The following is a 24,299-nucleotide window of genomic DNA, read 5'->3' on the forward strand; positions in this document are numbered from 1 at the left end:
GGAAAGATTTTCGGTTGTAAAATTAGAAATACTCCCGAAAATCCAATGGACAAGTGTCGGGTATTTCCACTAAACACCATCGACCAATTCAAATTGTAACTTAATCAGGCCCGCATACAGGCCGTTTTCGTTCATGGCCAGTTCTTCGTGGGTGCCAGACTCAAAAATGGTGCCTTCCTTGATGACATAAATGCAATCGACATTGCGGACGGTTGCCAGTCGGTGAGCGATGATGATGGTGGTGCGATTCTGCATCAAACGGTCGAGGGCATCTTGTACCAATTTTTCCGATTCGGCATCCAACGAACTAGTGGCTTCGTCGAGAATCAAGATTTTGGGGTCTTTCAAAATGGCCCGCGCAATGGCAATCCGCTGACGCTGACCGCCTGAAAGTTTGATGCCGCGTTCGCCCACGACCGTTTCCAATTGGTCGGGAAAAGATTCAATAAAATCGAGGGCGTTGGCTTTGCGGGCGGCTTCCCGAATCTCTTCGTGGGTAGCGTTGGGCTTTCCGTAAGCGATGTTTTCGCGGATGGTGCCGCCAAACAAAATGACTTCCTGGGGCACCACGGCGATGTTTTGGCGGTAAGCCGTAATATCAAAGGTCTGAATATCCTGTCCGTCTACCGAGATTTTGCCGCCCAACGGGGTATGATAACGCATCAAAAGTTGCACAATGGTTGATTTTCCAGCGCCGCTATAACCCACCAAAGCTATTTTCTGACCGGCAGGTACGTGGAGCGAAACGCCTTTCAATACCTGCATATCGGGTCGGGTAGGGTAGGCAAATTGGACATTATCAAAAGCGATATTGCCGTTTACCGTAATCGGTTGTACTTGTTGGTGTACATCCACTTCTGATTTTTCGTCCAAAATTTCCAGCAACCGCTCCGAAGCCCCCAAGGTTTTCTGAATCTGGGCGTACATATCGCCCAAACCGCCAATAGAACCCCCGATAAACATGGTGTAGAAGATGAAGGTCATCAATTCAGAAAAGGGCATTTCGCCGCTTTGCACCAGCGTAGCACCGTACCATACCACCCCGACGATGCCGCCAAAAAGCGCAAAAATGATGAATGAAACGAATCCGCCGCGAAAACGGGCCGCTTTTAACGAGGCCGTAATAACGCGAGAAAGCGCGTCGCCATAGCGGTTGATTTCGAGAAATTCATTCGTAAAAGCCTTCACGATTGTTACGGATTGGAGCGTTTCTTCCACCACGACGTTGGCGTTGGCCAGTTCGTCTTGGGCTTTCTTGGAGAGTTTGCGGATGTAGCGCCCAAAAATCATGGCGACTACGATAGCCACAGGAAACGTAGCCAACATAAAAATGGTCAGTTTCCACGAAATAAAGCAGATAATCACGATACCAACCACCACCGTGGCCAAAGAACGAAACAATTCGGCCAACGTAAATGACAGCACATCTTGCAACGCCTGCACATCGGACGTGATGCGGCTCATGAGTTCGCCCACGCGGCGTTGTTCAAAAAAAGGAATGGGCAACGACACGATTTTGCCGTATAAAGTACGCCGAATATCTGCCATGCCTTTCTCGCTCACGATGGAGAAAAAGTAAATACGCCCAAACGAAAAGAGCGATTGTAGCACCAGAATACCAATCAGAAAAAGAACCACCTGATTGAGTTCATAGGAGGATTTTCCTTCAATCACCGCCACGATTTCGCCAATCAATTTGGGGAAAATAAGGTTGGTCGTCAGTGAGAGAAGTAGGAAAAGGATTCCTACTAGAAACGTATTTTTATAGGGTAAAATAAACCGAAATATCTTGAGGGCTTTCGACAGACCTTCTTTATTGAGTTTGCGTTTTTTATCTTCGGGCGACAATTCTACGCCCGTTCCTCTTCCTTTTGCCATTTTGTGGGTTAATTTTATGCTTTAACTACTTGTGTTCAAGTAATGTATTGAATGTTTTAGTCCTTGTGCTTGGTTCGAGTCCAAATGGAACCCCAAAGTTACTCTTCTTCTTTTTGCCCCTTGTATTTTGATTGCTCCAACAACTGCCTAACATTGGTATTGGCCATTAAATCAGAGAGTTTGGTGGATGGATTTTCGGTCAAATACCGATTGATAATGCGCCAACCTACCCAACGACCGATTCCGCCAGGGCAGTATTGACTTATCTCAGGCGTGGCGGGACGTTCGCTGATGAATCGGTCTTTTTCGGCATCGCGGGTTTGGTACAACAGCTTTCGGTCCAAAAAATACGCCCAAATGTCTTCTTGTGAAGCGTATACATCTTCGAGCTGCTCCTGCGAATAGCCGATAATGAGGCTGTCGGGCGTTTCGGGGGCTACGTGCTTGACAAACTCGAAGCCTTTGCCGTACCACATCATGTCGGCCAGCAGCGTTTGGTCGTTGTCGGGCACTTTGTTGTATTTCTCAGAAATGAAAAACAAAACGGCAGGCACAATGTATTCCTGTTGATAGCGACGGAGTTGATAATCAAATAGTTGGGGTCGGTACTTGGCTTTGGGCCCGCCGAAATAATCTAGTCCGATGACAATCACGCTGTCGGAAACGTACAAATCACTGCCCATAAAACCCGTTACGGTGGTGACTATTTGCGGGGCTTTAAAATCGGGGAAATTGGCTTGAATCTCACCGAACGCCTGTTGCAGTTGCGTTTTTATGGGTGCTAAATCCCCAAATTGTGTTTGCAGGTCTTTGTTGAATTTCTGCAAATCAGGATTGGTGATATTGGCATACAATTGATTGACAATGAGGGAGTCAGGGATGCTTTTGTCTAGCCCAAAATACGCCCTTAGGTAAGGGTTTTTTTTGAGCAATCCCGCAATTTCGTCGGGATTTTTGGCCGCAAAAAGCTCGTTTTCTAAACGACGAACGGTAACGGGGATTTCTTTGGGCGGGGTATCACAGCCTGACGAGGCCATAAAAAGTGCCGCCGAAGCGAGAATAGAAAAAAAAATTGATTTCATGAAAGGAGGCAATGACCTACTTGAAACGCAGAAATATTGCTAAAAGTTTGTGGTTAACCGATTTTTAATGGATAACCTCCCTTACAACACTGCACTCTCCAAAAAGCGAATCGTGCCAGCATCGGCGTCCATTTCGGCTTCGATGCCTACGGGAATGGTGAATTTTTGACGGATGTGCCCAATCATCGCTCCCGAATACGCGGGTTTGTTGAGGGGACGAATGTGGTCGTTCCAAAGGTCTTCGAGGGTGAGTGAGCCGTAGCTGCCGTTACCAGGCTCGCAGTCGGTACATTTACCGAAAATAAACCCGTTGATTTCGTCCAAAATACCGCATAGTTTTACCTGTGTTATCATGCGATCCATGCGGTAAGGTGCTTCGTCGACGTCTTCACAAAAAAAGAGCGAACCTTTCCAGTCGGGTACGTAAGGCGAGCCCAGTAAATGACTCAAGACGGTCAGATTACCGCCCAAAAGTTTGCCCCGCGCTTTGCCCGAACCAATAGTAGAAATGCGGTCGGCTACTTGCGTGAGATTATCGCCCACTATTTTCGGATTTTCGTAAAACACCGCTTCAGCGTCCGTCAATACTTTTCGGAAGTAACCCACCGTAAACTCATTCCAGCTTGCTGCACCTTCAGGACCGTGAAATGTAATCAAACCTGTTTGGCTGTAAATTCCTAACAACAAGGCGGTTATGTCTGAATATCCGATAATTACTTTGGGGTTTTTACGAATGGTATCATAATCCAACAACGGCAGAAGCCGCGCGCAGCCCCATCCGCCGTGAACGCACACGATTCCCTGCACCGAAGAGTCGGCAAAGAAATCATTTAAATCGGCGGCACGGTCGGCGTCTTTGCCACCCAAATAGCCGTAGCGCTCCCACATTCGCTTGCCTAATTTAACCTTAAAGCCCAGTCCCTGCATGGATTCTATGAGTACCTGAACGGTTTGTTTGCTGTAGGCGGGAGCGGCAGGACAAACCAACCCAACGGTGTCACCAGGTTTGAGGCGCGGAGGTTTGATGGTTGGCTTGTTTTTTGAAAAAGAAGGGGTGGAAACGGCGGCAGTGGCGGCAAGCGTGTGCAGGAAATTTCGGCGATGCATGAAAAGTCGTTTTTACATTTTTTGCTAATATAAATAATTGCCAACATAAAATGTGCTCGGCATACGTTAGTTTTAAGCCATAAATGATGATGATTATATGATAACCCTACGGAGTTTGTTTTTGCTGTTCATGGTGTTGAGTGGTTCAGCGGGACTGTTGGCCCAAAAGTTCCCCGCGATTCGGTACGAAGACAAAACGTACGAAACCAACATCAAAACCGTTGGCATTTATCCAGCGCCCAACCAACTGCAAGACCCCGCGCGGACTACCTACCCGCCCGTCATCAGTTTGGACGCGGGTGCGCCGCTCATTGCCGAATTTGATGACTTAACGGCCCGTTTTCGTTCGTTTCGGTACAAAATTTTTCACTGCAATGCCGATTGGACGCCCTCCAACTTGAACGATATTGAGTTTACTTATGAATACAACGATTACGCCATCAACAATTATCAGTCATCGTTCAACACCAAAATCCCTTATTTTCATTACACCTTGGAGGTGCCAAAACTGAAATTGTCGGGCAATTATGTCCTCGCAGTCTATGAAGATGTTCGCCCTGCCAAGTTGGTGCTGACGCGCCGATTTATGATGTATCAACCCCGCGTGAATGTATTTCCGCAAGTACGACTGTCGACGGGCATTGCCGAGCAGCGCACCCATCAGCAGGTTGATTTTGACCTAGAATATCGAGGCTACGAAATTTTGTCGCCCGCCGAAGATTTGAAGATCGTGATTCGTCAAAACTTCCGTTGGGACAAGGTTATTACCAAACTGCGCCCTACCAACGTGCGGATTTTTGACCAGCGGTTGGAATATCGCCCCTTTGATTTGTCCAATAATCTGTTGGCGGGCAATGAATTTCGGTGGTTTGATACGCGCCTTTCGAGGGCGTCGGGTATGAGTGTGAGTGATGTACAACAGCTTCCAGACCAGACCATTGCGCATTTACGGCCTGATGTTTCACGTTTGGGCGGTGGGGCGAGTTTTCAGGCACAGGATTTAAACGGACAATACATTGTGCTAAACCAGGATGCCGCCAACAGTACCAACGAAGCCGATTATATCAATGTGGTGTTTACGCTCCAAAGTTCGCCGTACCCCAATGCGCAAGTCTACGTAGGTGGAGCATTCAATCTTTGGCAGCGCGAAGATGCCAACCGTATGACCTATAACACTGAGCGTAACGCTTACGAAGCCAGTATTTATATCAAGCAGGGCGTAGCCAACTATTGCTATTACGCAGTTTTGAACGACGGACGCGTTGACGAGACTTCTTTTGAAGGTAGTTTTTCCAATACCGCCAATGACTACGAAATCTTCGTGTATCACCGTCCGCCCGCTGCCCGCGCCGATCAGTTGGTGGGCTACCGACTCGTAGAATTTGGAAGAAGATAAAGTAATTGTTGATTTCTGCGCCTCAAATCCCGATTTTTGCGCCATATACTTTTGCTTTTACACTTTTTGCCTTTTGGTTTTCCCAAAAAATGCCCACTTTTACGCCCGAGCAAGCCCTCAAAGATATTCGTCAAAAAAAGCTACAACCGCTGTATTTTATTCACGGCGACGAGCCCTATTATATTGATTTACTGGCGGATGCTATCGAAAAAGTAGCGGTTCCCGAAGCTGAAAAAGGTTTTAATCAGTTTGTGTTGTTTGGCAAAGAGACCGACATCGGCACCATTCTCAACTACGCGCGTCGGTTTCCTTTTATGGCCGAGCGGCAATTGGTATTGGTCAAAGAAGCGCAGCAAATCAGCGGTTTTGACTCAAAAGAGAAAACGGCTTTTTTGGAAGACTACGCCTCGCGCCCTCCCGCTTCCACGATTTTGGTGCTGTGTTTTCAAGGAAACTTTGACATGCGCAAATCGCTGCCCAAAGTCTTTGAAAGACACGGAGCGATGATTCAAAGCAAGAAAATGTACGACAACAAACTGCCCGATTGGGTAGGGGAGTACGCCCGAAGTTTAGGGACTAAGATTAGCATCAAAGCCATTCAAATGCTGGTCGAAAATATCGGCAACGACCTCAAACGCATCACGAGCGAGATTGATAAAATCCTGCTTAATCTCACCGCCAGTGAAGAAATCACGGCGGCAATTGTGGAGAAATACGTCGGCATAAGCAAAGAATACAATGTATTTGAGCTCCAAAAAGCGCTTACGCAACGGGATATTCTGAAATCCAACCGAATCGCTAACTACCTGGCGGCCAATACCAAAGATAATCCTTTGCCGCAGGTATTAATTATACTTTATAACTTTTTTAGTAAGGTTCTGGTCGTTCACGGAACGCCCGATAAATCGGAAGGAAATCTGGCGTCGGTGCTGGGCGTTAATCCTTTTTTTGTCAAAGATTATCTTTCGGCCGCCCGTCAGTATTCGTTAGGCCATGTGGTAAATGTCATCAAGGCCATTCGTCGCGCCGACAACGCCTCCAAAGGCATTGAAGTAGGAAGCGTAAACGAAGAAGCTGTTTTGAAAGAGTTGATTTTCAGAATATTGCATTGAGAAAGTTTTGTGGTTTTACATTTCTTTCCCCGCCTCTCCTTCTCCCAATTCCTTCACTTCGGCTTTGACTTCTTCGTAGATTTTAAACTCTTCGAGCTTCTGCTGGTTAGTAGGAGGGAGTTGCATATCGACGTTCCAGCCCATTGAAGCCGCCAATTGGTACATCATAAACTGGACTTGGTTGTTGGCAATGCGCGGCAGGTCGCTGGTGAGGGCCTTTTCGTTCATGGCTTGTTTGGCATCCACGAGCAGATTGGTATAATCTTCCTGATTGAAGCGATTCCAGAGGCCATTTTCAATGTCATAAAATTTGTAGTCGGTATCAATCGACAAAACTTCTGGGTCAGGAAAGTATTCTACGACCATTTTGTTGGTTTTTTCGTCGATGCGGTAGCGCATTTTGGCAAAATCAAAACCTACCAACACCTTTGCTTTGGCAATGACCAGTGCTTTTTTGGAATTTTTGAAGAGGTACCAATAGGTCTTATCATCTTTGTAATCAAAGATTTCGGTAAAATACCCCTCCGCCATCACCACTTTGAAGACTTTTTCGATGCGTTCGAGGAGAATGGTGGAAGATTGCACCAACTGCTTGTTAGCGTTTTGTTTTTGGGTCAGCACATAAAAGATGCCAAACCCTAAACTCCCGCCCAATACTAAGGTAATAATGAAAAAAATAAGTGAAGAAAAGCCCATAATTGTCGGATTTTGCGAAAGTTAGGGAAAATTTATGACCAATAGAATGTTGTCTGCATTGTGCAGTTACTTTGGCAGAATCATTGCTTGATTGAAAATAAAAGCGTTATTTTGAAAATAATATTTCGGCCTGATTCTTATGAAAAAGATTTATACATGGGTACTGATGTTGAGCGTTGTGTTTGGTTTGACGCAATGCTCTAAAACAAGTAACGAAGAAGACCCAACTCCCGCCCCTGGCGTTACCAAAACTGAACTTTTGGCGGGAAAATCGCTGAAGACGTGGGTGATGACATCGTCTAAAATTGACGGAAAGGAAGTCTTTAATCAATCGCTTGTTTGCAGCCGTGATGACCATACGGTTTATCGTACCGACAAGACTTATGAGGTCAACGAGGGCGACACCAAATGTTACTCACAAGACCCGCAGACCTATGAAAAAGGAACCTGGTCATTTAATACGGATGAAACGGAGCTGATTATCAATAATGAGCAACGTTTTAAAATTCTTGAACTCAACAATACTACGCTGCGGCTTTCGATAAAAACGCTTTTTGGGGAAACCATCGAACGTACTTTTAAGAAAGTCTAGCTCTTTAACAAGCGATTCTTCGAGGCGCCGTATTTACGGATAACTATTTAACAGTGTTTTGCAAAAACTTCTCGTTGTCATTGCGGGCCCTACCGCTGTTGGAAAAACTGACTTTTGTGTCCGATTGGCACAAATGCTGAATACCGAAGTAATCTCTGCCGATTCCCGACAGTTTTACCGTGAGCTTAGCATTGGTACCGCTAAGCCATCAGAGGCTGAATTTCAGGGGATTACGCATCATTTTATCAATTCTCATTCCATCGGCATTTTGTACAGTGCGGGGTCTTTTGAGCGCGATGCTTTGGCGGTGTTGGATAAACTTTATGAAAAACAGGATGTCGTGATTTTAACGGGCGGCTCTGGATTGTACATCAAGGCCGTTTGTGAAGGTTTGGACAATTTGCCCGAAACCCCGCCCGAACTGCGGGCCGAGCTGATGCACCGACTGGAGGTGGAAGGTCTTGAATCTTTGCAAACCCAACTTCGTGCCTTAGACCCCGTGTATTGCGAATCCAATGACCTTCAAAATACCCAGCGTGTGGTGCGGGCGTTGGAAGTTTGTTTATTGACTGGGAAGCCGTTTTCGTCCTTTAGAGAACACCAGCCTGCGCAACGTCCTTTCCGAATTTTGCAAATTGTGTTGGAAAGAAATCGGGAGGAGCTATACCAGCGCATTGACCGCCGGATGGAGCAAATGCTAGCGGCAGGCTTGGTCGAAGAAGCCCGTTCGTTGGTGGCGTATCGGGAGCATAATGCCCTGCAAACGGTTGGTTATAAAGAAGTGTTTGACTTTCTGGATGGCCAATATGATTATGAAGAAATGGTACGACTCCTCAAACGCAATTCCCGCCGCTACGCAAAGCGACAAATTACGTGGTTCAAGCACCAAGGAAATTTTAAAGGATTTCAGGCCGATGATTTTGAGGGAGTGCTCACTTATATTCAGTCAACGAGGGAAGCGCTGGAATAGAAGAAAAGAGTTGATTTAACCTTTCCTGAATTATGAACGGATAAAATGACAAAAACGAAGCCGAAACCCCGTTTTTGTCACTGAAATTACTTCATATTGGTGTACACATTCTGCACGTCGTCGTCTTCTTCGAGGCGCTCGATGAGTTTGTCTACTTCGGCAATTTCTTCTTCCGAAAGTTCCTTTAATTCCGTCGGAATTCGTGTAAATTCTGCGCCTTTTAGTTCGTAGCCTTTTTCTTCCAAAAATTTCTGGATGGCTCCAAAAGCCGAGAATTCACCGTAAATGTTGATTTCGTTGGTTTCGTCGTCCAAAAATACCTCGTCACCGCCCAAGTCAATGAGTTCAAACTCAAGCTCTTCCAAGTCGATGCCTTCGTTGGCAATTTTGAAAAGACATTTGCGGTCAAACAAATAATCCAGCATACCCGAAGTGCCCAAGCTTCCACCCAATTTGTTGAAATAACTGCGGACGTTGGCTACGGTACGGTTGGTATTGTCGGTGGTAGCCTCGATCAAAATCGCGATTCCGTGAGGGCCTTTTCCTTCGTATACAATTTCTTTGTAATCTTCCTGATCTTTGGAAATTGCCCGCTTGATGGCCCGTTCAACGTTTTCTTTGGGCATGTTTGCCGCTTTGGCGTTTTGGATAATGGCCCGCAAACGAGAGTTGTTTTGGGGGTCAGCTCCGCCAGCTTTTACGGCCATTACGATGTCTTTACCGATTCGGGTGAAGACTTTGGCCATCATTCCCCAACGTTTTAATTTACTGGCTTTTCGGTATTCAAATGCGCGTCCCATATTGAATGAGTAAATGTGTGATTTTAATGAATTAGTAAAAAATGGCGTCAAATGTTGGGTCGATTGGCGTCAATTATTCGGCGCTCAACGGCCCCTTGGCGCGCGGTTATAGTTCCAAAAGTACTTGATTTTTCAGAATGTCTTCCATCGTTTCGCGTTGGCGAATGATGTGTGCCTTGCCCTGATAGACCAACACCTCGGCGGGGCGAAAACGGCTGTTGTACTGGCTGCTCATCGTAAATCCGTAAGCACCCGCGTTGAGCAACGCAAGGGTATCATTTTCATGCACTTCCGTGAGTGGACGGTCGGTGGCAAAGGTGTCGGTTTCGCAGATATAGCCTACTACGTCGTAGGTCTTAAGTTGGGTAGAAACGGGATTTGAAACATTGACAATGTGATGGTACGCATCGTACATCATCGGACGAATCAGGTGGTTAAGGCCCGAATTGACCCCCACAAAAGTGCGATTAGGGGTTGATTTTACCACGTTGGCGTTTACCAACAGAATGCCCGATTCGCTGACCAGAAATTTGCCCGGCTCAAACCACAATTGAAGCTTGCGGCCCAATTGCTCGCTTAGAGCTAGAAAGGCTTCACTGAGTTTAGCGCCCAGCGCGGGCATGTCGGTGATAGGGTCCCCTTCTTTGTAGGCTACCTTAAAGCCTCCGCCTAAGTCGATGATTTTGAGGTTGGGAAAATCTTTGGCAAAGTTAAAAATTACGTCAGCGGCGCGTACAAAGGCATTGGCTTCTTTGATGTCAGAACCCGTATGCTGGTGCAATCCTACGACGTTGATGCCGTATTGGTTCACAATCCGCAGAATATCTTCGCGTTGCCGAATGTCAATGCCGAATTTAGAACCTTCGTGCGCGGTCATGATTTTGGCGTTTCCACCTGCGGCCACGTTGGGTTTGATGCGAATCATGCACGGTACAGTTCCACCAAAACGTTGCCCAAATTTTTCGAGGACAATCAGGTTGTCTAGGTTGATGATTGAGCCTACGGCCACGGCCGTTTCGATTTCATCAAAGGAAACCCCGCTGGGAGTAAAAGTAATCTGTGAGCCTTCGTAGCCAGCGTGCAGACCTAGCTCCAATTCCTGCGGCGAAACTACGTCCAATTCCACCCCGTTTTGGCGCATTAATTTTAGGATGGAAACATTGGTTAGGGCTTTGCAGGCAAATTTTATCTTTAAATCGACCGATGAAAAGGCGTTACGCAACTGATTGATTTTATCGACTATCTTGTCGGCATCATATACATAGAGCGGGGTTCCGAATTGCTGCGCGATGTCTAAAACGGGTATTCCTTGGATTTCGTAACGGTCGTTTACTAATTGCATGATGATTTGGGCTAATTCGCTGATCATTATTCTCTTAACGCTTAAGAGGGCGGACGTCAGCGACAGAAAAAAGTTGATTGGTTGAAAATGAAGCCGCAAAGATAGTTGATGCTTCTGCTTTTTCAAACCTCACCGAGTTGCGCAAAAACGGGAAATGTAACCAAACGAGTCGGCGAGCTTCCCCAAACACCGATTAAGCGGTCATGCAGGGCTTCAATGGGGTTGTAACCGTTGGCTTTTTCAAACTTGCGCACACTTGACCAAGTGTTGAGGTAGAGGCAGAGTTGCGTCAACGACCAATCGTAGCTTTGCAGAAAAACACTCTTTTTTATATTGCGATAAGGAAAAGGAACGTCAGCGTACTGGTTTTCAATGTGGCGGCGCTCGTCGTCCCAATAATCGCCGATGGTATTTTGGTAAAAATCCAGAATAATGGCATCCACTTCGGGGGAAATAGTGAGCAATTCATAGCCCCAAACTGCGATAATTGCGCCTTTTTTGGTCACTCGTTTTACTTCTTCGTTGAAAAGCTCAAAATCAAACCAATGCAGCGCCTGTCCGACGGTAATTAAATCAAATGTATTTGCGTCAAAGGGCGAGGATTCGGCGGGGCTTACTTGATAATGAATATTGGGTAACAAAACCGCCTGACTGAGTTGAGCTTGGCTGAGGTCTGTTGCTTCCACTTCGCGGAAGTGTTTTGCTAAAACGGTTGCTACCTGACCGTTGCCAGTGGCACAATCCCAGGCCTTATCAAAATGTTGGACATGTTGGAAAACCCACTGGTACAACGTATCGGGGTAGTCGGGGCGATAGCGGGCGTAATCGGTGGCGTGGCCCGAAAAAAGGTCTTTCATAAGGAGATTAATTCACACAATCTTTACATTGAAAAAGATCAATGAAGCTACTGCTCAATGGATTGTTTTTTAACTTGCGTCAAAAATAACCATAACCATGAGAAAACTGCTATTCGTACATTTCCTTCTTTGTTTTGTTACGTTTTCGCTTTTGGCCCAAATCCAATCAGGGCCGATGGTGGGCTATTCTGATATGCGTGAAGTGCTTTTGTGGGTGCAAACCAAGCAGCCAGCCAAGGTAAAATTTGTGTATTGGGAACAGGGAAACATGGCGCAAAAATGGTCAACCGACGAAACCTTAACCGCCAAAAATACGGCCTTTATTGCACGTCTGATTGCCGACCAAGTGCAGCCTGGCAAAAAATATGACTATGAAGTATGGGTGGATGGTAAAAAGGTAGCCATCACTTATCCGCTCAGTTTTCAGTCGCAGACCTTGTGGCAGTGGCGTACCGACCCGCCCGCGCTCAAATTTGCGTTTGGCAGTTGTACGTACGTCAACGATGCGCCTTACGATCGCCCTAATTCTTACGGTGGCGACTATGAAATATTTAAGAGTATTGTCTCTCAAAAACCTGATTTTATGGTATGGGGTGGCGATAATGTTTATACCCGTGAGCCTGATTGGAATACCCGTACGGGGGTTTTGTACCGCAACACGCATACGCGCTCGTTGCCCGAGATGCAGCCTTTGTTAGGCTCGGTACACCACTACGCGATTTGGGACGACCACGATTATGGCCCTAATGACTCCGACCGCAGTTTTGCGCACAAAAACGTTACTTCAGAAGCTTTTCGTTTGTTTTGGGGAAATCCCAATTACATTTTTGAAGGTGCTTGTACAGGAACCTTTGAATGGAGCGATGCGCAGTTTTTTATGCTCGACGACCGCTGGTTTCGTGCCCCCAACAACCGCGCCGACGACCGTACTTATTTCGGAGAAGCCCAAATCAACTGGCTGATTGATGCCTTGACCAACAGCAAAGCATCTTTTAAATTTATCGTAACGGGTGGCCAAGTCATCAACACCGCAGCAGTGTATGAAAACTACGCCATTTACGGTGAAGAAAGGGCCCGTTTTCTGCAAAAAATCGCCGATGCCAAAATTCCCGGGGTTATTTTTCTCACAGGCGACCGTCACCATACGGCCTTACACAAACTTGATCGTTTTGGTACCTATCCGTTGTACGATTTTACCATTTCGCCCCTGACTTCTGGTGCTGGAAAACCCATTGATGCCGAAAAAAGTGCTACCACTTTTGTTGAAGGAACAGTGGTGGGCAACACGCGCAATTTTGGGCTATTCGAAATCACAGGCCCAGCCAAAGAGCGTGTTTTGAAAGTAACCGTTTTTAACGCTCAAAATCAGCCACTTTGGACGCGTGAAATCAAATCAAATGAGTTGAAGTAATGCTAACTAAAGGGAACCAGATCGTTATGGATTTACGCGTTGCGCTTATTCAAACTTCTTTACATTGGGAAAATCCAACGGCTAATTTGGCCATGCTGGAAGAAAAAATTGCGGCCTTGGAGCAGCCCGCTGACCTCATCGTTTTGCCCGAAATGTTTACAACAGGCTTTACCATGAAGCCCGAAACCGTAGCCGAGCCCATGAATTTGACCACCTTCAAGTGGATGCGTCAAATGGCAGCGCAGACGGGGGCGGTGGTTACGGGAAGTTATGTCGTCAAGGAAAACGGCAATTATTTCAACCGCTTGCTATGGGTGCAGCCCGATGGTGAATTTGACGCTTACGACAAACGTCATTTGTTTCGGATGGGCAAAGAACATGAGCACTACGCGGCAGGGGAACGCCGCATCATCAAAGAAATCAAAGGCTGGCGGGTGTGCCCGTTGATTTGCTATGATTTACGCTTTCCTGTCTGGGCGCGCAATCGGCAGATGGAATACGATTTGCTGGTTTACGTTGCCAATTGGCCCGCCGTTCGGCGTCAGGTTTGGAATACGCTTTTGCAGGCCCGCGCCATCGAAAATTTAAGTTACGCCATCGGCGTTAATCGGGTAGGAGAGGATGGAAACGGCCTGTATCATGCGGGAGACTCGGCCGTGATTGATTTCAAGGGCGAATTATTGAATCGGCGCAGTGCCAATGAGATTGTTATTGAACAAACGCTTGATTATGAAGCGCTACGGGCGTTTCGAGAGCGTTTTCCGGCGCATTTGGATGCCGATGAATTTGAGATAAAATAGGTCGTTGGTGAAAAACACCAACGACGGCATAAAAAAAACAAAAAATCTATCTCAAAACTCCACAATCGTATAGGCAGCTTGATGCGGTTGGCGGGTTTGGTCGCCGATTTTGGTGCGGTTGCGGTCGTCGTCGTGGATGACGAACAGACGGTTAGAACCAACGGGCGTAAGGTCTTCGGCCTTATGGGTAAACTTTAAGGGCTGGCCAGTGGCGCGGTCTTTGACCAAATGAAGTTTACCACTTTTCAAATCGGCCTCGGTGGCCCACCAGAGGTAGGCGCTGTTGAGTTGGGTTTCGCTTTCCATGGAAGTCAAGACCCAAAAGATATTGCGTTTGGCGTCAAATTCGAGGCACGAAAGGGCCAACGGCTTGGGAAGGGAAGGCTCCAGCGTAGCAATGTCAATATCGGCCAGGGTTTGAAAGTCAGTCCCTGCCACCAACGAATCTTTTTCAAAACGATACGAAATCGTCAACACTTTGGCTTTATATTTAAAATCATCGTACTTCTTACCTTCTTCCCGAATCCCGAAAAAGAGTTTATTGTTGGTAGCTGCAAATCCTTCCACTTTAAAATAGGGCATGCCATCAGGAAACTCAGTAGAGCGTAAGGCTTTTGACAACGCATTCCGCAATCCCATCGAAAACTTCTCGCCCGTAGCTAAGTGAACTGCTTTGGGTTGGATGGTCTGCGGGCTGTCGCCATTAACGGGCCAATAAAGCAGCGCGTTGTAGCTATCCCATTCGGTACTTCCTTCTTTTACCCGGTCGAAGGCGGTGGTTAAAAAGGCCACTTTACGGTCGGGTGTCAGGGCGAAATCTTCGTATTTTTGGGCGGTTTTGAAAAGATTTTGGGTAACATACGTGGGCTTACTTCCAAAAACACCCGTTTCGGCGTAGGCCCAGTAAAAAATGGATGCATCGGTGCCTGGCATGTCTTTGTCGTTGGCCATTGAAATATAATTTCCGTCGTTCAATACTGCCGAAGCTTCGCACCACACATCTTTCCCTGCGGCCTGAAGGCCCGCTTGAAAACAATCAATAAACCCCTCTTTTACGATGATTCCTCCCGTTTGCAGTTTTGACGTAGGGCGTTGGCAGGCGTTGAATAATAAAAGAAAGCCTAACGCTAAGGCAGAAGAAAAACGAGTGATTTTCATGGTTTTGAGGCGGTTTTTAGGGAGAAGGAATATAGTTTGGCAGGTGGTATTTCAGCCGAGGCGAAAGTTTGACAGTCCGACGGTTTTAAACCGTCAGACTGTTAAAGCAAGCTATACTGCTCAAAAATTACATCCGTGCTTTGATGATGTTGGTAAATTCGCGTGACTTGAGCGAGGCACCGCCAATGAGGCCACCATCTACATCGGGACAAGCAAAGAGTTCGGCGGCATTTTTTTCGTTGCAGCTTCCACCGTACAGGATGGTGGTATCGTCGGCGACTTGGGCGCCGTATTGGCCAGCAATGTGCTCGCGCAATGCCGCGTGCATATCTTGTGCTTGCTGCGACGTAGCCGTGAGGCCCGTGCCAATCGCCCAAACGGGTTCGTAAGCAATCACTACTTTTCCGAAATCTTCGGCCGACAGGTCAAAAAGAGCGGCGGTGATTTGGGCTTTTACGATGGCAATGAAATCTTCATTTTGGCGTTGCTCGAGCAATTCACCGCAGCAAAAAATAGGTTTGAGGCCATTAGCTAAGGCGATTTTTACTTTTTCGGCCAATAATTCATCCGTTTCGCCAAAATATTGACGGCGCTCGCTGTGTCCAACCAGCACGTAGGGCGTGCCGAGGGCGGCAAGCATCGGGGCAGAGATTTCTCCTGTATAGGCACCAGAGGCTTTTTGGTGGCAATTTTGAGCTCCCAAAGAGATACGGTCTACTTCTTCAACGTATTTTTGTAATACCGGCAGATAGATGTAAGGGGTACACAGGATCACTTCCACGTCGCCACGTACTTCGTCGCGAACCATATTGACCACTTCTGAGGTAAGAATCAGCGCCTCTTCGAGGGTTTTGTTCATTTTCCAGTTGCCGGCTACTATTTTTTTTCTCATTGGAATAGAGGAGTTTGAATGAATATTGGGTTGATTTTATTTCGTATATTTAGGCTTTATAAACACTTTTTTACTGTTTAGATGCAAAATTCAAAATTATCTAAAAACGTGCTTTTACCCGATAAGAAAGTGTTGCGAAATTAGTAAGAATATATTAATTCAAAACGGCACTTTTTTGGGTATATTTTTTGTTTTTCTAAGAAACAAGATTATCTTTACCAACACCCAAACGCTTTTTTGGGTACAGCTATGGCACGACGTCATTTACACTTGGCTCTATTTTTCTTTTTACCTTTTTTTATCTTCGCTCAAAAAAGCACCAAGAAAGAAGATAAGTTCGGATATTTTTTAACTGGGAATGCCAAATTTACCCGGATTCCCTTTGAATTGCACGCAAATCTCATTGTTGTTCCCCTCAAAATCAACAATTCTGATACCCTTCATTTTATTCTTGATACGGGTGTAAGTTCGCTAATCATTACTAAGCCCGATGCCATTAAAAACCAAAAACTACGGTTTACTCGTCGGGTACAACTGACAGGCGCAGGAGAAGGTGAATCGCTGAATGCGTCGGTGGCCATTGGGAATGTCATTGAAATGGGAAAGATGCGGGCTACCTACCAAAACATCGTGGTTTTGGAAGAGGATGTACTGCAACTTTCAGAATACGTGGGGATACCGATTGACGGAATTTTTGGCTATGAAGTGTTCAATAATTTTGTGGTTACAATTGATTTTACCAATCGCGAACTCGTATTGATGAATCCTGAAAGCTACAAATACCGCCGCCGACATGGTGACCGTTATCCGATTATCATTGAAGATACCAAGCCGTACGCGGATGTTATTGCGCTGGTGGGGAACGGTACCGAGTTGCCGATTCGGGTTGTGATTGACACAGGTGCGGGTCATGCACTGTTGATTGATAAATCGTATGATAATAAAATCCAACTTCCCGAGAAAGTCCTTCGTGCCCAACTGGGACGCGGACTGAACGGCGTCATTAATGGAAGCTTGGGCCGAATCGATAAAGTCCGTTTCGGCAAATATGAATTGGACAACGTGCTGGCTTCTTTTCCCGACAGTCTGGCTTTTGGGGTAAAATTTGCGGCTCGCAATGAACGACAAGGAAACATCGGCTGTGAACTATTGCGACGTTTTCGGGTTACGTTCAACTATGCAGATCGCTACATGGTGCTTAAACCCGTCAAGCGTCGCCTAAAAGAAACGTTTGAGCATGATATGAGCGGCATGGAGTTGCGGGCCAAGGGCACAGACCTCCGCAAATTCTACATCGACAAAGTCATTGAGGGCTCACCTGCTTGGGAAGCGGGGCTACAAGAAGGCGACGAAGTCTTGTTTATCAATAATAAATCTTCGGACGAACTGGTTATCAGTGAAGTATACAAACTTCTTCAAAAAGGAGAAGGAAAAGAAATATCGCTGCTTGTTCGTCGAAAAGGAGCCATCCAATTTGCTAGATTTCAGCTAAAACGAATGATTTGAGGCAAAGTGGTAAGTTGGAATCTGGGGGAGGAAATGCGTTTTTCCTCCCTTTTTTTTGTTGCACTGTTGTTATTGTCTTTTTATGAAGGTAACGAAATTTTACCCATTGATATGCTAGGCACACCTTCTCGGTTGCCAAAATCAGTGGGTTGGCCGCAGAGCGCTTCGTTGGCCAAAATGGCAAACAAGACGGCTTCTTTAGCATCTCCCACAATTCCCAATGAATCCGTGATATCCATTTCATAATCTGGTAATAATTCGCGTAATGCACCCACCAATACAGGATTATGCATTCCACCACCACTTAAAAAAAGGCGATAACTTTCGTCTTTTTTACAAACCCTCAAGATGGACTCCGCAATGGTTTCGGCAGAAAACCGGGTTAGGGTAGCCATCAGGTCTTCGGGGGCCAGCGATGTTGTACCGCTGCGTTGCTGTGCCAAACGCACGTAATCGAGGCTGAATGATTCGGGGCCAGTGGTCTTAGGGAAAGGGGCGTCGAAAAACGCATCTTTTTTGAGGCATTTCAACAGTTCATCATGTACTTTTCCGCTTGCGGCAATTTTACCGCCTTTGTCATAGGGCAAGTTGAAGAATTTGCGCGCAAAAGCATCAATGAGGGTGTTTCCCGGCCCAGTATCGGTCACAAACACTTCTTGGGCGTTCAGATTGCCGGGCAAATAAGTAAAGTTGGCAATTCCACCCATGTTGAGCATGATGCGATTTTCGTCCTTTTGGGAGAAAATAAAATAATCACCATATACGGCCAGTGGGGCACCTTCGCCGCCCGCGGCACAGTGTTTTTGACGAAAATCACTCAGCGTTGTTATGCCCGTTGTAACGGCAATGTGGTCGCCGTCGCCGATTTGAAGGGTCGCATTGGGATATTTTTCAATGCGATGGAGGATTTTTGGGGCATGAAAAACGGTTTGTCCGTGACTGGCTATGATGTCTATGTCGTTGGGAGTGAGATTGAACTTTTTCAGGCTATCCAAAATCATCTTGCCATGAAGTTTTCCAATCCATGCATTGAGCAGGCAGAGCAACTGAAAGTCTATTTCTTTTTTTGCAAATACTTTGCGTATTTCATCCTTAATATCCTCACCGAAAACAACGGTGTCGAAGTGTTCAAGTGTCACGTGGGTGGTGGAGCCACTTCCGCTAAAACGGCACACTGCAATGTCTAACCCGTCCATCGAAGTACCTGACATCAGGCCAACGATTCGCCGCTCAGGTTTTTGGGCTATTTGAAAAAGTTTTACTAGGTTTGGATTCATAGCGTAAGTAAACAATCAATGGGTGCTTAATTCTTGGGTATGTGGGATGGACTTGATCAATATCAGTTTTTTGAAAGTATTCTTTTTGAAACCTTCGGCAAGGCGGTCGAAGTGAATGACGCTCGTTTTGTAGCGGGAGGGAGCATCAATACGGCGGCCCGTGTTCTTACGCCCGAAGGTACGTTTTTTGTCAAATTTAACCATGCCGAAAAAGAAGATATGTTCGAAAAAGAGGCGCGTGGTTTAGCCCTTTTACGAAATACAAATGCGATTCACATTCCCGAGGTATATGGTTATGGCAAAAACGGCGGTCGGGCTTATTTAATACAGGAGTTTGTCGAAAATGGTGGACAGCACCCAAATTTTTGGCGGACTTTCGGCCAGTCGCTCGCCAAGTTACATTCGCACACGCAGCCTTTTTTTGGATTAAACTTCGATAATTACCTTGGCTCGTTAGAACAGAATAATACTTTTTATGAAAATGGCATTGACTTTTTTGTAGAAAAACGCCTACGCCCTCAGGCAGGATTGGCATTGTACAATAACCTGATTGGGGCTGAATTGTACAATCGATTAGAGCGATTTTATCCGCTGCTTAAAAATTTACTTCCCACTGAAGCACCCGCGCTCATTCACGGCGATTTATGGTCGGGCAATTTTCTCATCAATGAGCACGGGAGAGTCTCCCTTGTCGACCCTGCTCCTTACTACGGATATCGGGAAGCTGAATTGGCATTTACGCATCTATTTGGTGGTTTTGATGACGAATTTTACGAAAATTACCAAGAATCATTTCCTTTTGAGCCTCATTTTGAAGCCCGTATTCCGATTTATAATCTCTACCCGTTACTGGTTCATGTTAATCTCTTCGGGAGAAGTTACCTACCCCCCATTGAGCGGCTCATTAAGCGTTATGTTGGTGTCTGAAATTTGAAGTTTTTGGTAAAAAATTGGATGAAATTTAGATGTATTTAAAATTGTATAATTTTTATAATTATCGAAATTATATTTTCGATAATTTGATTTTAAAAATATAATATTTCGTAGTTTTGCACAAAAGCTCTCCCAACAACAATCTCAATGATGGTAAATTATGGAAACGAATATTGACCAACACATTGCAGTACCCGTAGGTGTAACGTTGGACCGTTATATCATGCACAATCAAAATGCTTTTTCGTTTGCAACGGGGGAGCTTTCTCAACTTTTGAGAGACATAGCGCTTGCTGGAAAAATTATTAACCGGGAAATTAACCGAGCGGGGTTGATTGATATTACGGGAGGGTTTGGAACCAACAATGTGCAGGGCGAAGCCCAACAGAAACTCGATGTGGTGGCAAACATTCGATTTATCCGGGCGCTTATTAATGGAGGAGAAGTTTGCGGGATTATTTCGGAAGAAGAAGACGATATTATTCACACGGGAAACAATCAAAGTAAATACGTGGTAGCCATCGACCCGTTGGATGGCTCCTCCAATATTGACGTCAATGTATCTATTGGTACCATTTTTTCCATTTATCGGCGGGTAAGTCCGCTTGGTGAAAAACCTACCATTGAGGACTTTCTGCAAGGTGGCGATAAGCAGGTGGCGGCAGGGTATATTCTCTATGGCTCTTCAACCATTTTGGTATACACTACGGGCAACGGTGTAGCAGGTTTTACGTATGATTTTTCATTGGGAGAATTTATACTTTCCCACGCCAATATTCGTAGCCCGCAGGACGGGAAGATTTTTTCGTACAATGAAGGCAATTACAACAGCTACGAAAGCTTTGTACGAGAATACCTAATAGAATGCCGCAAACGCAGCTATTCGGCGCGCTATATTGGCTCATTGGTGGGTGATTTTCACCGAAACCTACTCAAAGGCGGCATTTACCTGTATCCGCCTACGAGCAAAGACCCCAAAGGAAAATTGCGGCTTTTGTACGAATGTTTTCCGCTGGCCATGATTGCTGAACAGGCAGGGGCCAAAGCGACCAACGGTTTTCAACGTATATTGGAGGTCGAACCAGAATCACTTCATCAGCGGGCGCCGCTTTATATTGGTGCCGAAACGATGGTCAATGAATTGATGAATTTGATTTAGAAACGACCCAAACGATAGCGGGCAGAAATAAACAGGCCTGCGGTATTCAGTTTTATTTTTCCTAAACCCACTTGGGCCAAAGGTAATTTAAAATAAGGCTCTGCTTGCAAGGTAATTTTTTTGCCAATCTGACGTTCAAAACCCATCGAAAAATTCAAAACTCCGAACCAATAACTACCCGTAGAACCCTCCCAGTCGGGCCATTTGATATTATAAGAATGTGGCGGATAGGTATAGATGTATTTCTCGTTGAGCATTTTATAGCTCGTGATTCCCGTCGAAACAAACCAGCGTTTGTTGGTTGATTGAGTGATGTCATACCGCACGTTGAGCGGAATATCAAGCACTTTACAGGCGGCTTCGATGGCACTGGGGCGTGCTTTTTGAGAGTTCCAGACTTCGGGCCAAATGTACTGGCTTCCAGTGGCATCATAGAGTTTCATGGCACGTAAAGCGCCCGCTTGAACACTTATTCTTTTGCTGAAACGGTATTCGAGCATGGCTCCCAATGTGGTTCCGGGTCGTTTCATTTGGTCAAACCCAATGTAACTCAAATCGGGGGCGACCAATATTCGCAGGCTTAGCCCTTTTCTGAAAAGTGGCCCCGCTTCGGCTTGCGTAGCTTTGGCTACTACTGGTGGGGGCAGGGGAGAAGTATACGAAACCGTAGGGGAGGCATACGCTACACTGAGCAGATGCCAAGGATGGATGCTCAGCGTATTTGGGGTACTGACCCGCAGCATTGGGCTTAGGTTTTCTTGATTTCCATTATTGTTAGGAAGCGAAATCGTGGCCGATGTTGACTCTTTTGAAACGGAGTTGGATGAAGCCGTAGAGCGTTCTGACCCAATGCCTGCTTGCTTTCTGTTGGTAGAACTGCTGTTTTTTGATGTCAATGGCTCAACAAAACTGCTTTGGGGGCTATTGCTGGTATTTTGTGCCGATTTTGTACTAATTTTTGAGTCGTTGCTAGACGACAATGGTTTGCCAGAAAGCGCAAGGGATGGGCGGGTTGATTTATTCCGATTATCTGCCTTGTTTTTTTTGTTCGTTTCTCTAGCCGTTCGCTCATTAGATTTAGCGGGGAAGGACGGTGAATCGACACCAATGTTTTCTGGGTTGGTAGTACTATTACCAATTTTACTGTCGCGTAAAACCGTTTTAGGTGCTCGGGCGTTGCCAGAAGTAAACTCTTCCCTTTTTGTTGAATTATCAGGTAAAACCGCTCCTGTTTCAACGGTATTTTTCGCTCCAGATTCAGGGTTTTGGTTAGAATTATTTAGTTCAGGATTGCGGGGATTATGTTCAGAAGCCGCTTGAGCTTGTTTTATTGTCTTGGGTTGATTGTCTGCTTCGGTGGTTGAGGTAGAACTTTGTTGAGTATCATACGGAGCAACGGCAGGTTTACTGGACAGCGGTGTGTTAACCCGAGGCCATAAAAGAACTCCGCCAATGATAACACCAGAGGATAACAAAAGTAATAGCACTAAAGGGAGGAGCGAACGTTTTTTCGGGGTTCCGTTAGTGTCAGTACTGTCTAATTTTTTGCGCATTGCAGCCCATGCTTTAGGCTCAAATTCTGGCTCAAACTCCTCAGCAGATTTTCTGAAGAGGTCGTCCAGCGAATCATCTGGGAACTCTTGCATACTCATTGCTTTTCTTTTTAGATAACATAACTCTTAAGTTTTCGCGGGCACGGGCCAAATTAGATTTGGAAGTGCCCTCACTTATGCCCAAACGCTGGGCTATTTCTTCGTGTGAATAACCATCAATGACGTATAAGTTGAATACGGTACGGTACGATGGGGTAAGCTGTTGAATAAGTTCAATCAAATCTTCGTGCGCCAAGGTACTGTAGACGTTGTCGCTGTCAGCAGCGGCAATGGTATTTTCGGCAACACTGAGATCTGTGTTGTGTTGAAATTTTACATTTTGACGATAATGGTCCAGAGCGGTATTTATCATTATGCGCCTCAGCCATATTTTAAAGGGTTTTTCAGCGTCGTACATCTGAACTTTTTGGAATATTTTCAGAAAACCGTCGTTTACTACTTCTAGGGCCTCTTCGCGGTTCGGAACATAACGCATACAAACCCCCATAGCGTAACCGTAGAATTGCTTATACAGCAATTCTTGACACTTGCGGTCGTTTTTCAGACAGCCTTCAAGCAGTTCCGGCAAAGTTTTCAACGCACGAGAAAATAACATCCGATAATTGTTTACGGAATTTTAAAATGATTGGTTGCGTCTATGGTTTCGAAAAGATAAGATTTTTTTTGACTAACTGGAATGTTGCCCACCTAAATTGAATACTTACGAAAGTCGATTTTTAACTTCGACCCGCCAAAGATGTCTTTTGTATAAAATAATCTTTGAAAAATCAAGTATTGATTGCGTCTTGTTTACTTGTATTTCATTTAAAATGACCGAACCCTTACCGTCAATGAAGAAGCGATACCTTTTTTTACTCGTTGTGTTTTCCCTGCAATGGACTCCAAGAAAGGAGATTGCAGACCCATCAACTTATATGAGTGACCTTAAAACTGAACTAACCAAAGAATGGCCTAAAAACAGGGCCATCAATCTGGTTTTTCACGGTCATTCAGTGCCAGCAGGCTACTTCAAGACACCCGTCGTTAATACTTTGGAAGCATATCCTTATCAGGTATTAAAACAATTGAAGGCGCTCTATCCGTATGCGGTCATCAACGTGATTAATACGTCGATTGGGGGCGAAAGTTCAAAAGGTGGTGCAGATAGATTTGAAACGGAAGTACTGGTGCATCGGCCAGATGTTATTTTTATTGACTACGCATTAAATGACCGTGGCATGGGGCTTGAGGAGGCCCGAAAAGCGTGGGTATCTATGATACAAAAAGCCGCTCAAAAAAAGATAAAAGTGATCCTGCTCACGCCCTCGCCTGACCAACGTACAGCTTTGTTGGATCCAGAGAGTGCCTTAGAAAAACACCGAAAACAAATCATTGAGATGGCAAAAGAGCATAATCTGGGATTGGTAGACAGTTATGCCTTTTTTCAAAAAAAAATACAATCTGGTGAAATTATTTCTTCCTATATGTCGCAGGTAAATCATCCAAACGAAAAAGGACACCAGTTGATCGCCGACGGAATAATGACCTATTTTAGGTAGTATTGTCTAGTCGTTTTTTAATGATTCACCAAAAGAGGTCTCCCACCAACGGAGACCTCTTTTTTTGTGTATTGTTATGATTTTAGTTATGGTTTAAATATTTGATATTCAGTGATTTAATTATTGATTTTGTAGTTAATTTTGATTTTATTTTAACGTTTGATTTGGGAGCTAATGGGC

22 protein-coding genes are annotated in these 24,299 nt (G+C 45.5%); 10 read left to right on the top strand and 12 right to left on the bottom strand.

The genetic code is table 11. The features are described 5' to 3' along the window. Positions 1-69 precede the first annotated feature (69 nt). The 3 genes from DR864_RS25835 to DR864_RS25845 form a co-directional block, all read right to left on the bottom strand. Positions 70-1,878, bottom strand: coding sequence for an ABC transporter ATP-binding protein (locus DR864_RS25835; RefSeq protein WP_114069677.1), 1,809 nt, complete (start codon positions 1,876-1,878; stop codon positions 70-72). A 98-nt stretch (positions 1,879-1,976) separates the two neighbouring features. Next, positions 1,977-2,960 (bottom strand): gliding motility protein GldB-related protein, encoded by a 984-nt coding sequence (locus DR864_RS25840; RefSeq protein WP_114069678.1) that lies wholly within the window; start codon positions 2,958-2,960, stop codon positions 1,977-1,979. An 81-nt stretch (positions 2,961-3,041) separates the two neighbouring features. Continuing rightward, entirely contained in the window at positions 3,042-4,067 is a 1,026-nt protein-coding gene (locus DR864_RS25845; RefSeq protein WP_114069679.1) for a S66 peptidase family protein, read from the bottom strand. 97 nt (positions 4,068-4,164) lie between these two features. On the opposite strand from DR864_RS25845, the gene DR864_RS25850 reads away from it, so the two are divergent. Both DR864_RS25850 and holA read left to right on the top strand, forming a co-directional pair. Then, complete coding sequence (locus tag DR864_RS25850; RefSeq protein ID WP_114069680.1) at positions 4,165-5,463, top strand: type IX secretion system plug protein; 1,299 nt, start codon at positions 4,165-4,167, stop codon at positions 5,461-5,463. An 89-nt stretch (positions 5,464-5,552) separates the two neighbouring features. Next, positions 5,553-6,575 (top strand): DNA polymerase III subunit delta, encoded by a 1,023-nt coding sequence (holA, locus tag DR864_RS25855; RefSeq protein WP_114070478.1) that lies wholly within the window; start codon positions 5,553-5,555, stop codon positions 6,573-6,575. 15 nt (positions 6,576-6,590) lie between these two features. On the opposite strand, the gene DR864_RS25860 is transcribed toward holA, so the two are convergent. Then, positions 6,591-7,271, bottom strand: coding sequence for a DUF4230 domain-containing protein (locus DR864_RS25860; protein ID WP_114069681.1), 681 nt, complete (start codon positions 7,269-7,271; stop codon positions 6,591-6,593). Between the two features lie 139 nt (positions 7,272-7,410). Here DR864_RS25860 and DR864_RS25865 point away from each other — a divergent pair, with 139 nt between their 5' ends. Next, entirely contained in the window at positions 7,411-7,863 is a 453-nt protein-coding gene (locus tag DR864_RS25865; RefSeq protein WP_114069682.1) for a lipocalin family protein, read from the top strand. A gap of 58 nt (positions 7,864-7,921) precedes the next feature. After that, positions 7,922-8,833 (top strand): tRNA (adenosine(37)-N6)-dimethylallyltransferase MiaA, encoded by a 912-nt coding sequence (gene miaA, locus DR864_RS25870; protein ID WP_114069683.1) that lies wholly within the window; start codon positions 7,922-7,924, stop codon positions 8,831-8,833. Positions 8,834-8,919: 86 nt separating this feature from the next. On the opposite strand, the gene DR864_RS25875 is transcribed toward miaA, so the two are convergent. The 3 genes from DR864_RS25875 to DR864_RS25885 form a co-directional block, all read right to left on the bottom strand. Beyond that, complete coding sequence (locus DR864_RS25875; protein WP_114069684.1) at positions 8,920-9,633, bottom strand: YebC/PmpR family DNA-binding transcriptional regulator; 714 nt, start codon at positions 9,631-9,633, stop codon at positions 8,920-8,922. 106 nt (positions 9,634-9,739) lie between these two features. Then, positions 9,740-11,002: a diaminopimelate decarboxylase gene (lysA, locus tag DR864_RS25880; RefSeq protein WP_114069685.1), complete on the bottom strand. Its 1,263-nt coding sequence runs from the start codon at positions 11,000-11,002 to the stop codon at positions 9,740-9,742. Positions 11,003-11,097: 95 nt separating this feature from the next. Beyond that, positions 11,098-11,832, bottom strand: a complete 735-nt coding sequence (locus tag DR864_RS25885) for a class I SAM-dependent methyltransferase (protein ID WP_114069686.1) — start codon at positions 11,830-11,832, stop codon at positions 11,098-11,100. Between the two features lie 97 nt (positions 11,833-11,929). Here DR864_RS25885 and DR864_RS25890 point away from each other — a divergent pair, with 97 nt between their 5' ends. Continuing rightward, entirely contained in the window at positions 11,930-13,243 is a 1,314-nt protein-coding gene (locus DR864_RS25890; protein WP_114069687.1) for an alkaline phosphatase D family protein, read from the top strand. A gap of 26 nt (positions 13,244-13,269) precedes the next feature. Further along, positions 13,270-14,043, top strand: a complete 774-nt coding sequence (locus tag DR864_RS25895) for an amidohydrolase (protein ID WP_114070479.1) — start codon at positions 13,270-13,272, stop codon at positions 14,041-14,043. A 51-nt stretch (positions 14,044-14,094) separates the two neighbouring features. Here DR864_RS25895 and DR864_RS25900 read toward each other — a convergent pair whose 3' ends face one another. Together DR864_RS25900 and tpiA are read right to left on the bottom strand one after the other, a co-directional pair. After that, positions 14,095-15,201, bottom strand: a complete 1,107-nt coding sequence (locus DR864_RS25900; RefSeq protein WP_114069688.1) for a hypothetical protein — start codon at positions 15,199-15,201, stop codon at positions 14,095-14,097. A gap of 127 nt (positions 15,202-15,328) precedes the next feature. After that, positions 15,329-16,093, bottom strand: coding sequence for a triose-phosphate isomerase (gene tpiA, locus DR864_RS25905; RefSeq protein ID WP_114069689.1), 765 nt, complete (start codon positions 16,091-16,093; stop codon positions 15,329-15,331). Between the two features lie 249 nt (positions 16,094-16,342). Here tpiA and DR864_RS25910 point away from each other — a divergent pair, with 249 nt between their 5' ends. Then, on the top strand, positions 16,343-17,599 hold the full coding sequence (locus DR864_RS25910) for an aspartyl protease family protein (protein ID WP_114069690.1): 1,257 nt from the start codon (positions 16,343-16,345) through the stop codon (positions 17,597-17,599). Positions 17,600-17,679: 80 nt separating this feature from the next. On the opposite strand, the gene DR864_RS25915 is transcribed toward DR864_RS25910, so the two are convergent. Then, complete coding sequence (locus tag DR864_RS25915; protein WP_114069691.1) at positions 17,680-18,876, bottom strand: anhydro-N-acetylmuramic acid kinase; 1,197 nt, start codon at positions 18,874-18,876, stop codon at positions 17,680-17,682. A gap of 39 nt (positions 18,877-18,915) precedes the next feature. Between DR864_RS25915 and DR864_RS25920 the strand changes: the two genes are divergently transcribed. Continuing rightward, positions 18,916-19,803: a fructosamine kinase family protein gene (locus DR864_RS25920; protein ID WP_205319163.1), complete on the top strand. Its 888-nt coding sequence runs from the start codon at positions 18,916-18,918 to the stop codon at positions 19,801-19,803. Between the two features lie 166 nt (positions 19,804-19,969). Then, on the top strand, positions 19,970-20,968 hold the full coding sequence (gene fbp / locus DR864_RS25925) for a class 1 fructose-bisphosphatase (RefSeq protein WP_114069693.1): 999 nt from the start codon (positions 19,970-19,972) through the stop codon (positions 20,966-20,968). Here fbp and DR864_RS25930 read toward each other — a convergent pair. Both DR864_RS25930 and DR864_RS25935 read right to left on the bottom strand, forming a co-directional pair. Further along, positions 20,965-22,614 (bottom strand): hypothetical protein, encoded by a 1,650-nt coding sequence (locus DR864_RS25930; protein WP_114069694.1) that lies wholly within the window; start codon positions 22,612-22,614, stop codon positions 20,965-20,967. The genes fbp and DR864_RS25930 overlap by 4 nt on opposite strands. Then, on the bottom strand, positions 22,595-23,176 hold the full coding sequence (locus DR864_RS25935; protein WP_114069695.1) for an RNA polymerase sigma factor: 582 nt from the start codon (positions 23,174-23,176) through the stop codon (positions 22,595-22,597). The genes DR864_RS25930 and DR864_RS25935 overlap by 20 nt, the downstream gene beginning before the upstream one ends. Before the next feature lie 319 nt (positions 23,177-23,495). Here DR864_RS25935 and DR864_RS25940 point away from each other — a divergent pair, with 319 nt between their 5' ends. Further along, positions 23,496-24,119 (top strand): SGNH/GDSL hydrolase family protein, encoded by a 624-nt coding sequence (locus DR864_RS25940; RefSeq protein WP_310587546.1) that lies wholly within the window; start codon positions 23,496-23,498, stop codon positions 24,117-24,119. Positions 24,120-24,299: the final 180 nt, after the last annotated feature.

This window comes from Runella rosea (assembly GCF_003325355.1).
Classification (GTDB): domain Bacteria; phylum Bacteroidota; class Bacteroidia; order Cytophagales; family Spirosomataceae; genus Runella; species Runella rosea.

Excerpts from the sequence above, each read along its gene's own strand:
- DR864_RS25915 (WP_114069691.1), bottom strand. The coding sequence starts at position 18,876 with ATGAATCCAAACCTAGTAAAACTTTTTCAAATAGCCCAAAAACCTGAG.
- DR864_RS25850 (WP_114069680.1), top strand. The coding sequence starts at position 4,165 with ATGATAACCCTACGGAGTTTGTTTTTGCTGTTCATGGTGTTGAGTGGT.
- DR864_RS25875 (WP_114069684.1), bottom strand. The coding sequence starts at position 9,633 with ATGGGACGCGCATTTGAATACCGAAAAGCCAGTAAATTAAAACGTTGG.
- DR864_RS25940 (WP_310587546.1), top strand. The coding sequence starts at position 23,496 with ATGAGTGACCTTAAAACTGAACTAACCAAAGAATGGCCTAAAAACAGG.
- DR864_RS25935 (WP_114069695.1), bottom strand. The coding sequence starts at position 23,176 with ATGTTATTTTCTCGTGCGTTGAAAACTTTGCCGGAACTGCTTGAAGGC.
- DR864_RS25860 (WP_114069681.1), bottom strand. The coding sequence starts at position 7,271 with ATGGGCTTTTCTTCACTTATTTTTTTCATTATTACCTTAGTATTGGGC.
- DR864_RS25890 (WP_114069687.1), top strand. The coding sequence starts at position 11,930 with ATGAGAAAACTGCTATTCGTACATTTCCTTCTTTGTTTTGTTACGTTT.
- DR864_RS25885 (WP_114069686.1), bottom strand. The coding sequence starts at position 11,832 with ATGAAAGACCTTTTTTCGGGCCACGCCACCGATTACGCCCGCTATCGC.
- fbp (WP_114069693.1), top strand. The coding sequence starts at position 19,970 with ATGGAAACGAATATTGACCAACACATTGCAGTACCCGTAGGTGTAACG.
- DR864_RS25835 (WP_114069677.1), bottom strand. The coding sequence starts at position 1,878 with ATGGCAAAAGGAAGAGGAACGGGCGTAGAATTGTCGCCCGAAGATAAA.
- DR864_RS25910 (WP_114069690.1), top strand. The coding sequence starts at position 16,343 with ATGGCACGACGTCATTTACACTTGGCTCTATTTTTCTTTTTACCTTTT.
- DR864_RS25845 (WP_114069679.1), bottom strand. The coding sequence starts at position 4,067 with ATGCATCGCCGAAATTTCCTGCACACGCTTGCCGCCACTGCCGCCGTT.
- holA (WP_114070478.1), top strand. The coding sequence starts at position 5,553 with ATGCCCACTTTTACGCCCGAGCAAGCCCTCAAAGATATTCGTCAAAAA.
- DR864_RS25895 (WP_114070479.1), top strand. The coding sequence starts at position 13,270 with ATGGATTTACGCGTTGCGCTTATTCAAACTTCTTTACATTGGGAAAAT.
- lysA (WP_114069685.1), bottom strand. The coding sequence starts at position 11,002 with ATGATCAGCGAATTAGCCCAAATCATCATGCAATTAGTAAACGACCGT.
- DR864_RS25865 (WP_114069682.1), top strand. The coding sequence starts at position 7,411 with ATGAAAAAGATTTATACATGGGTACTGATGTTGAGCGTTGTGTTTGGT.
- DR864_RS25920 (WP_205319163.1), top strand. The coding sequence starts at position 18,916 with ATGTGGGATGGACTTGATCAATATCAGTTTTTTGAAAGTATTCTTTTT.
- DR864_RS25840 (WP_114069678.1), bottom strand. The coding sequence starts at position 2,960 with ATGAAATCAATTTTTTTTTCTATTCTCGCTTCGGCGGCACTTTTTATG.
- DR864_RS25900 (WP_114069688.1), bottom strand. The coding sequence starts at position 15,201 with ATGAAAATCACTCGTTTTTCTTCTGCCTTAGCGTTAGGCTTTCTTTTA.
- DR864_RS25930 (WP_114069694.1), bottom strand. The coding sequence starts at position 22,614 with ATGCAAGAGTTCCCAGATGATTCGCTGGACGACCTCTTCAGAAAATCT.
- tpiA (WP_114069689.1), bottom strand. The coding sequence starts at position 16,093 with ATGAGAAAAAAAATAGTAGCCGGCAACTGGAAAATGAACAAAACCCTC.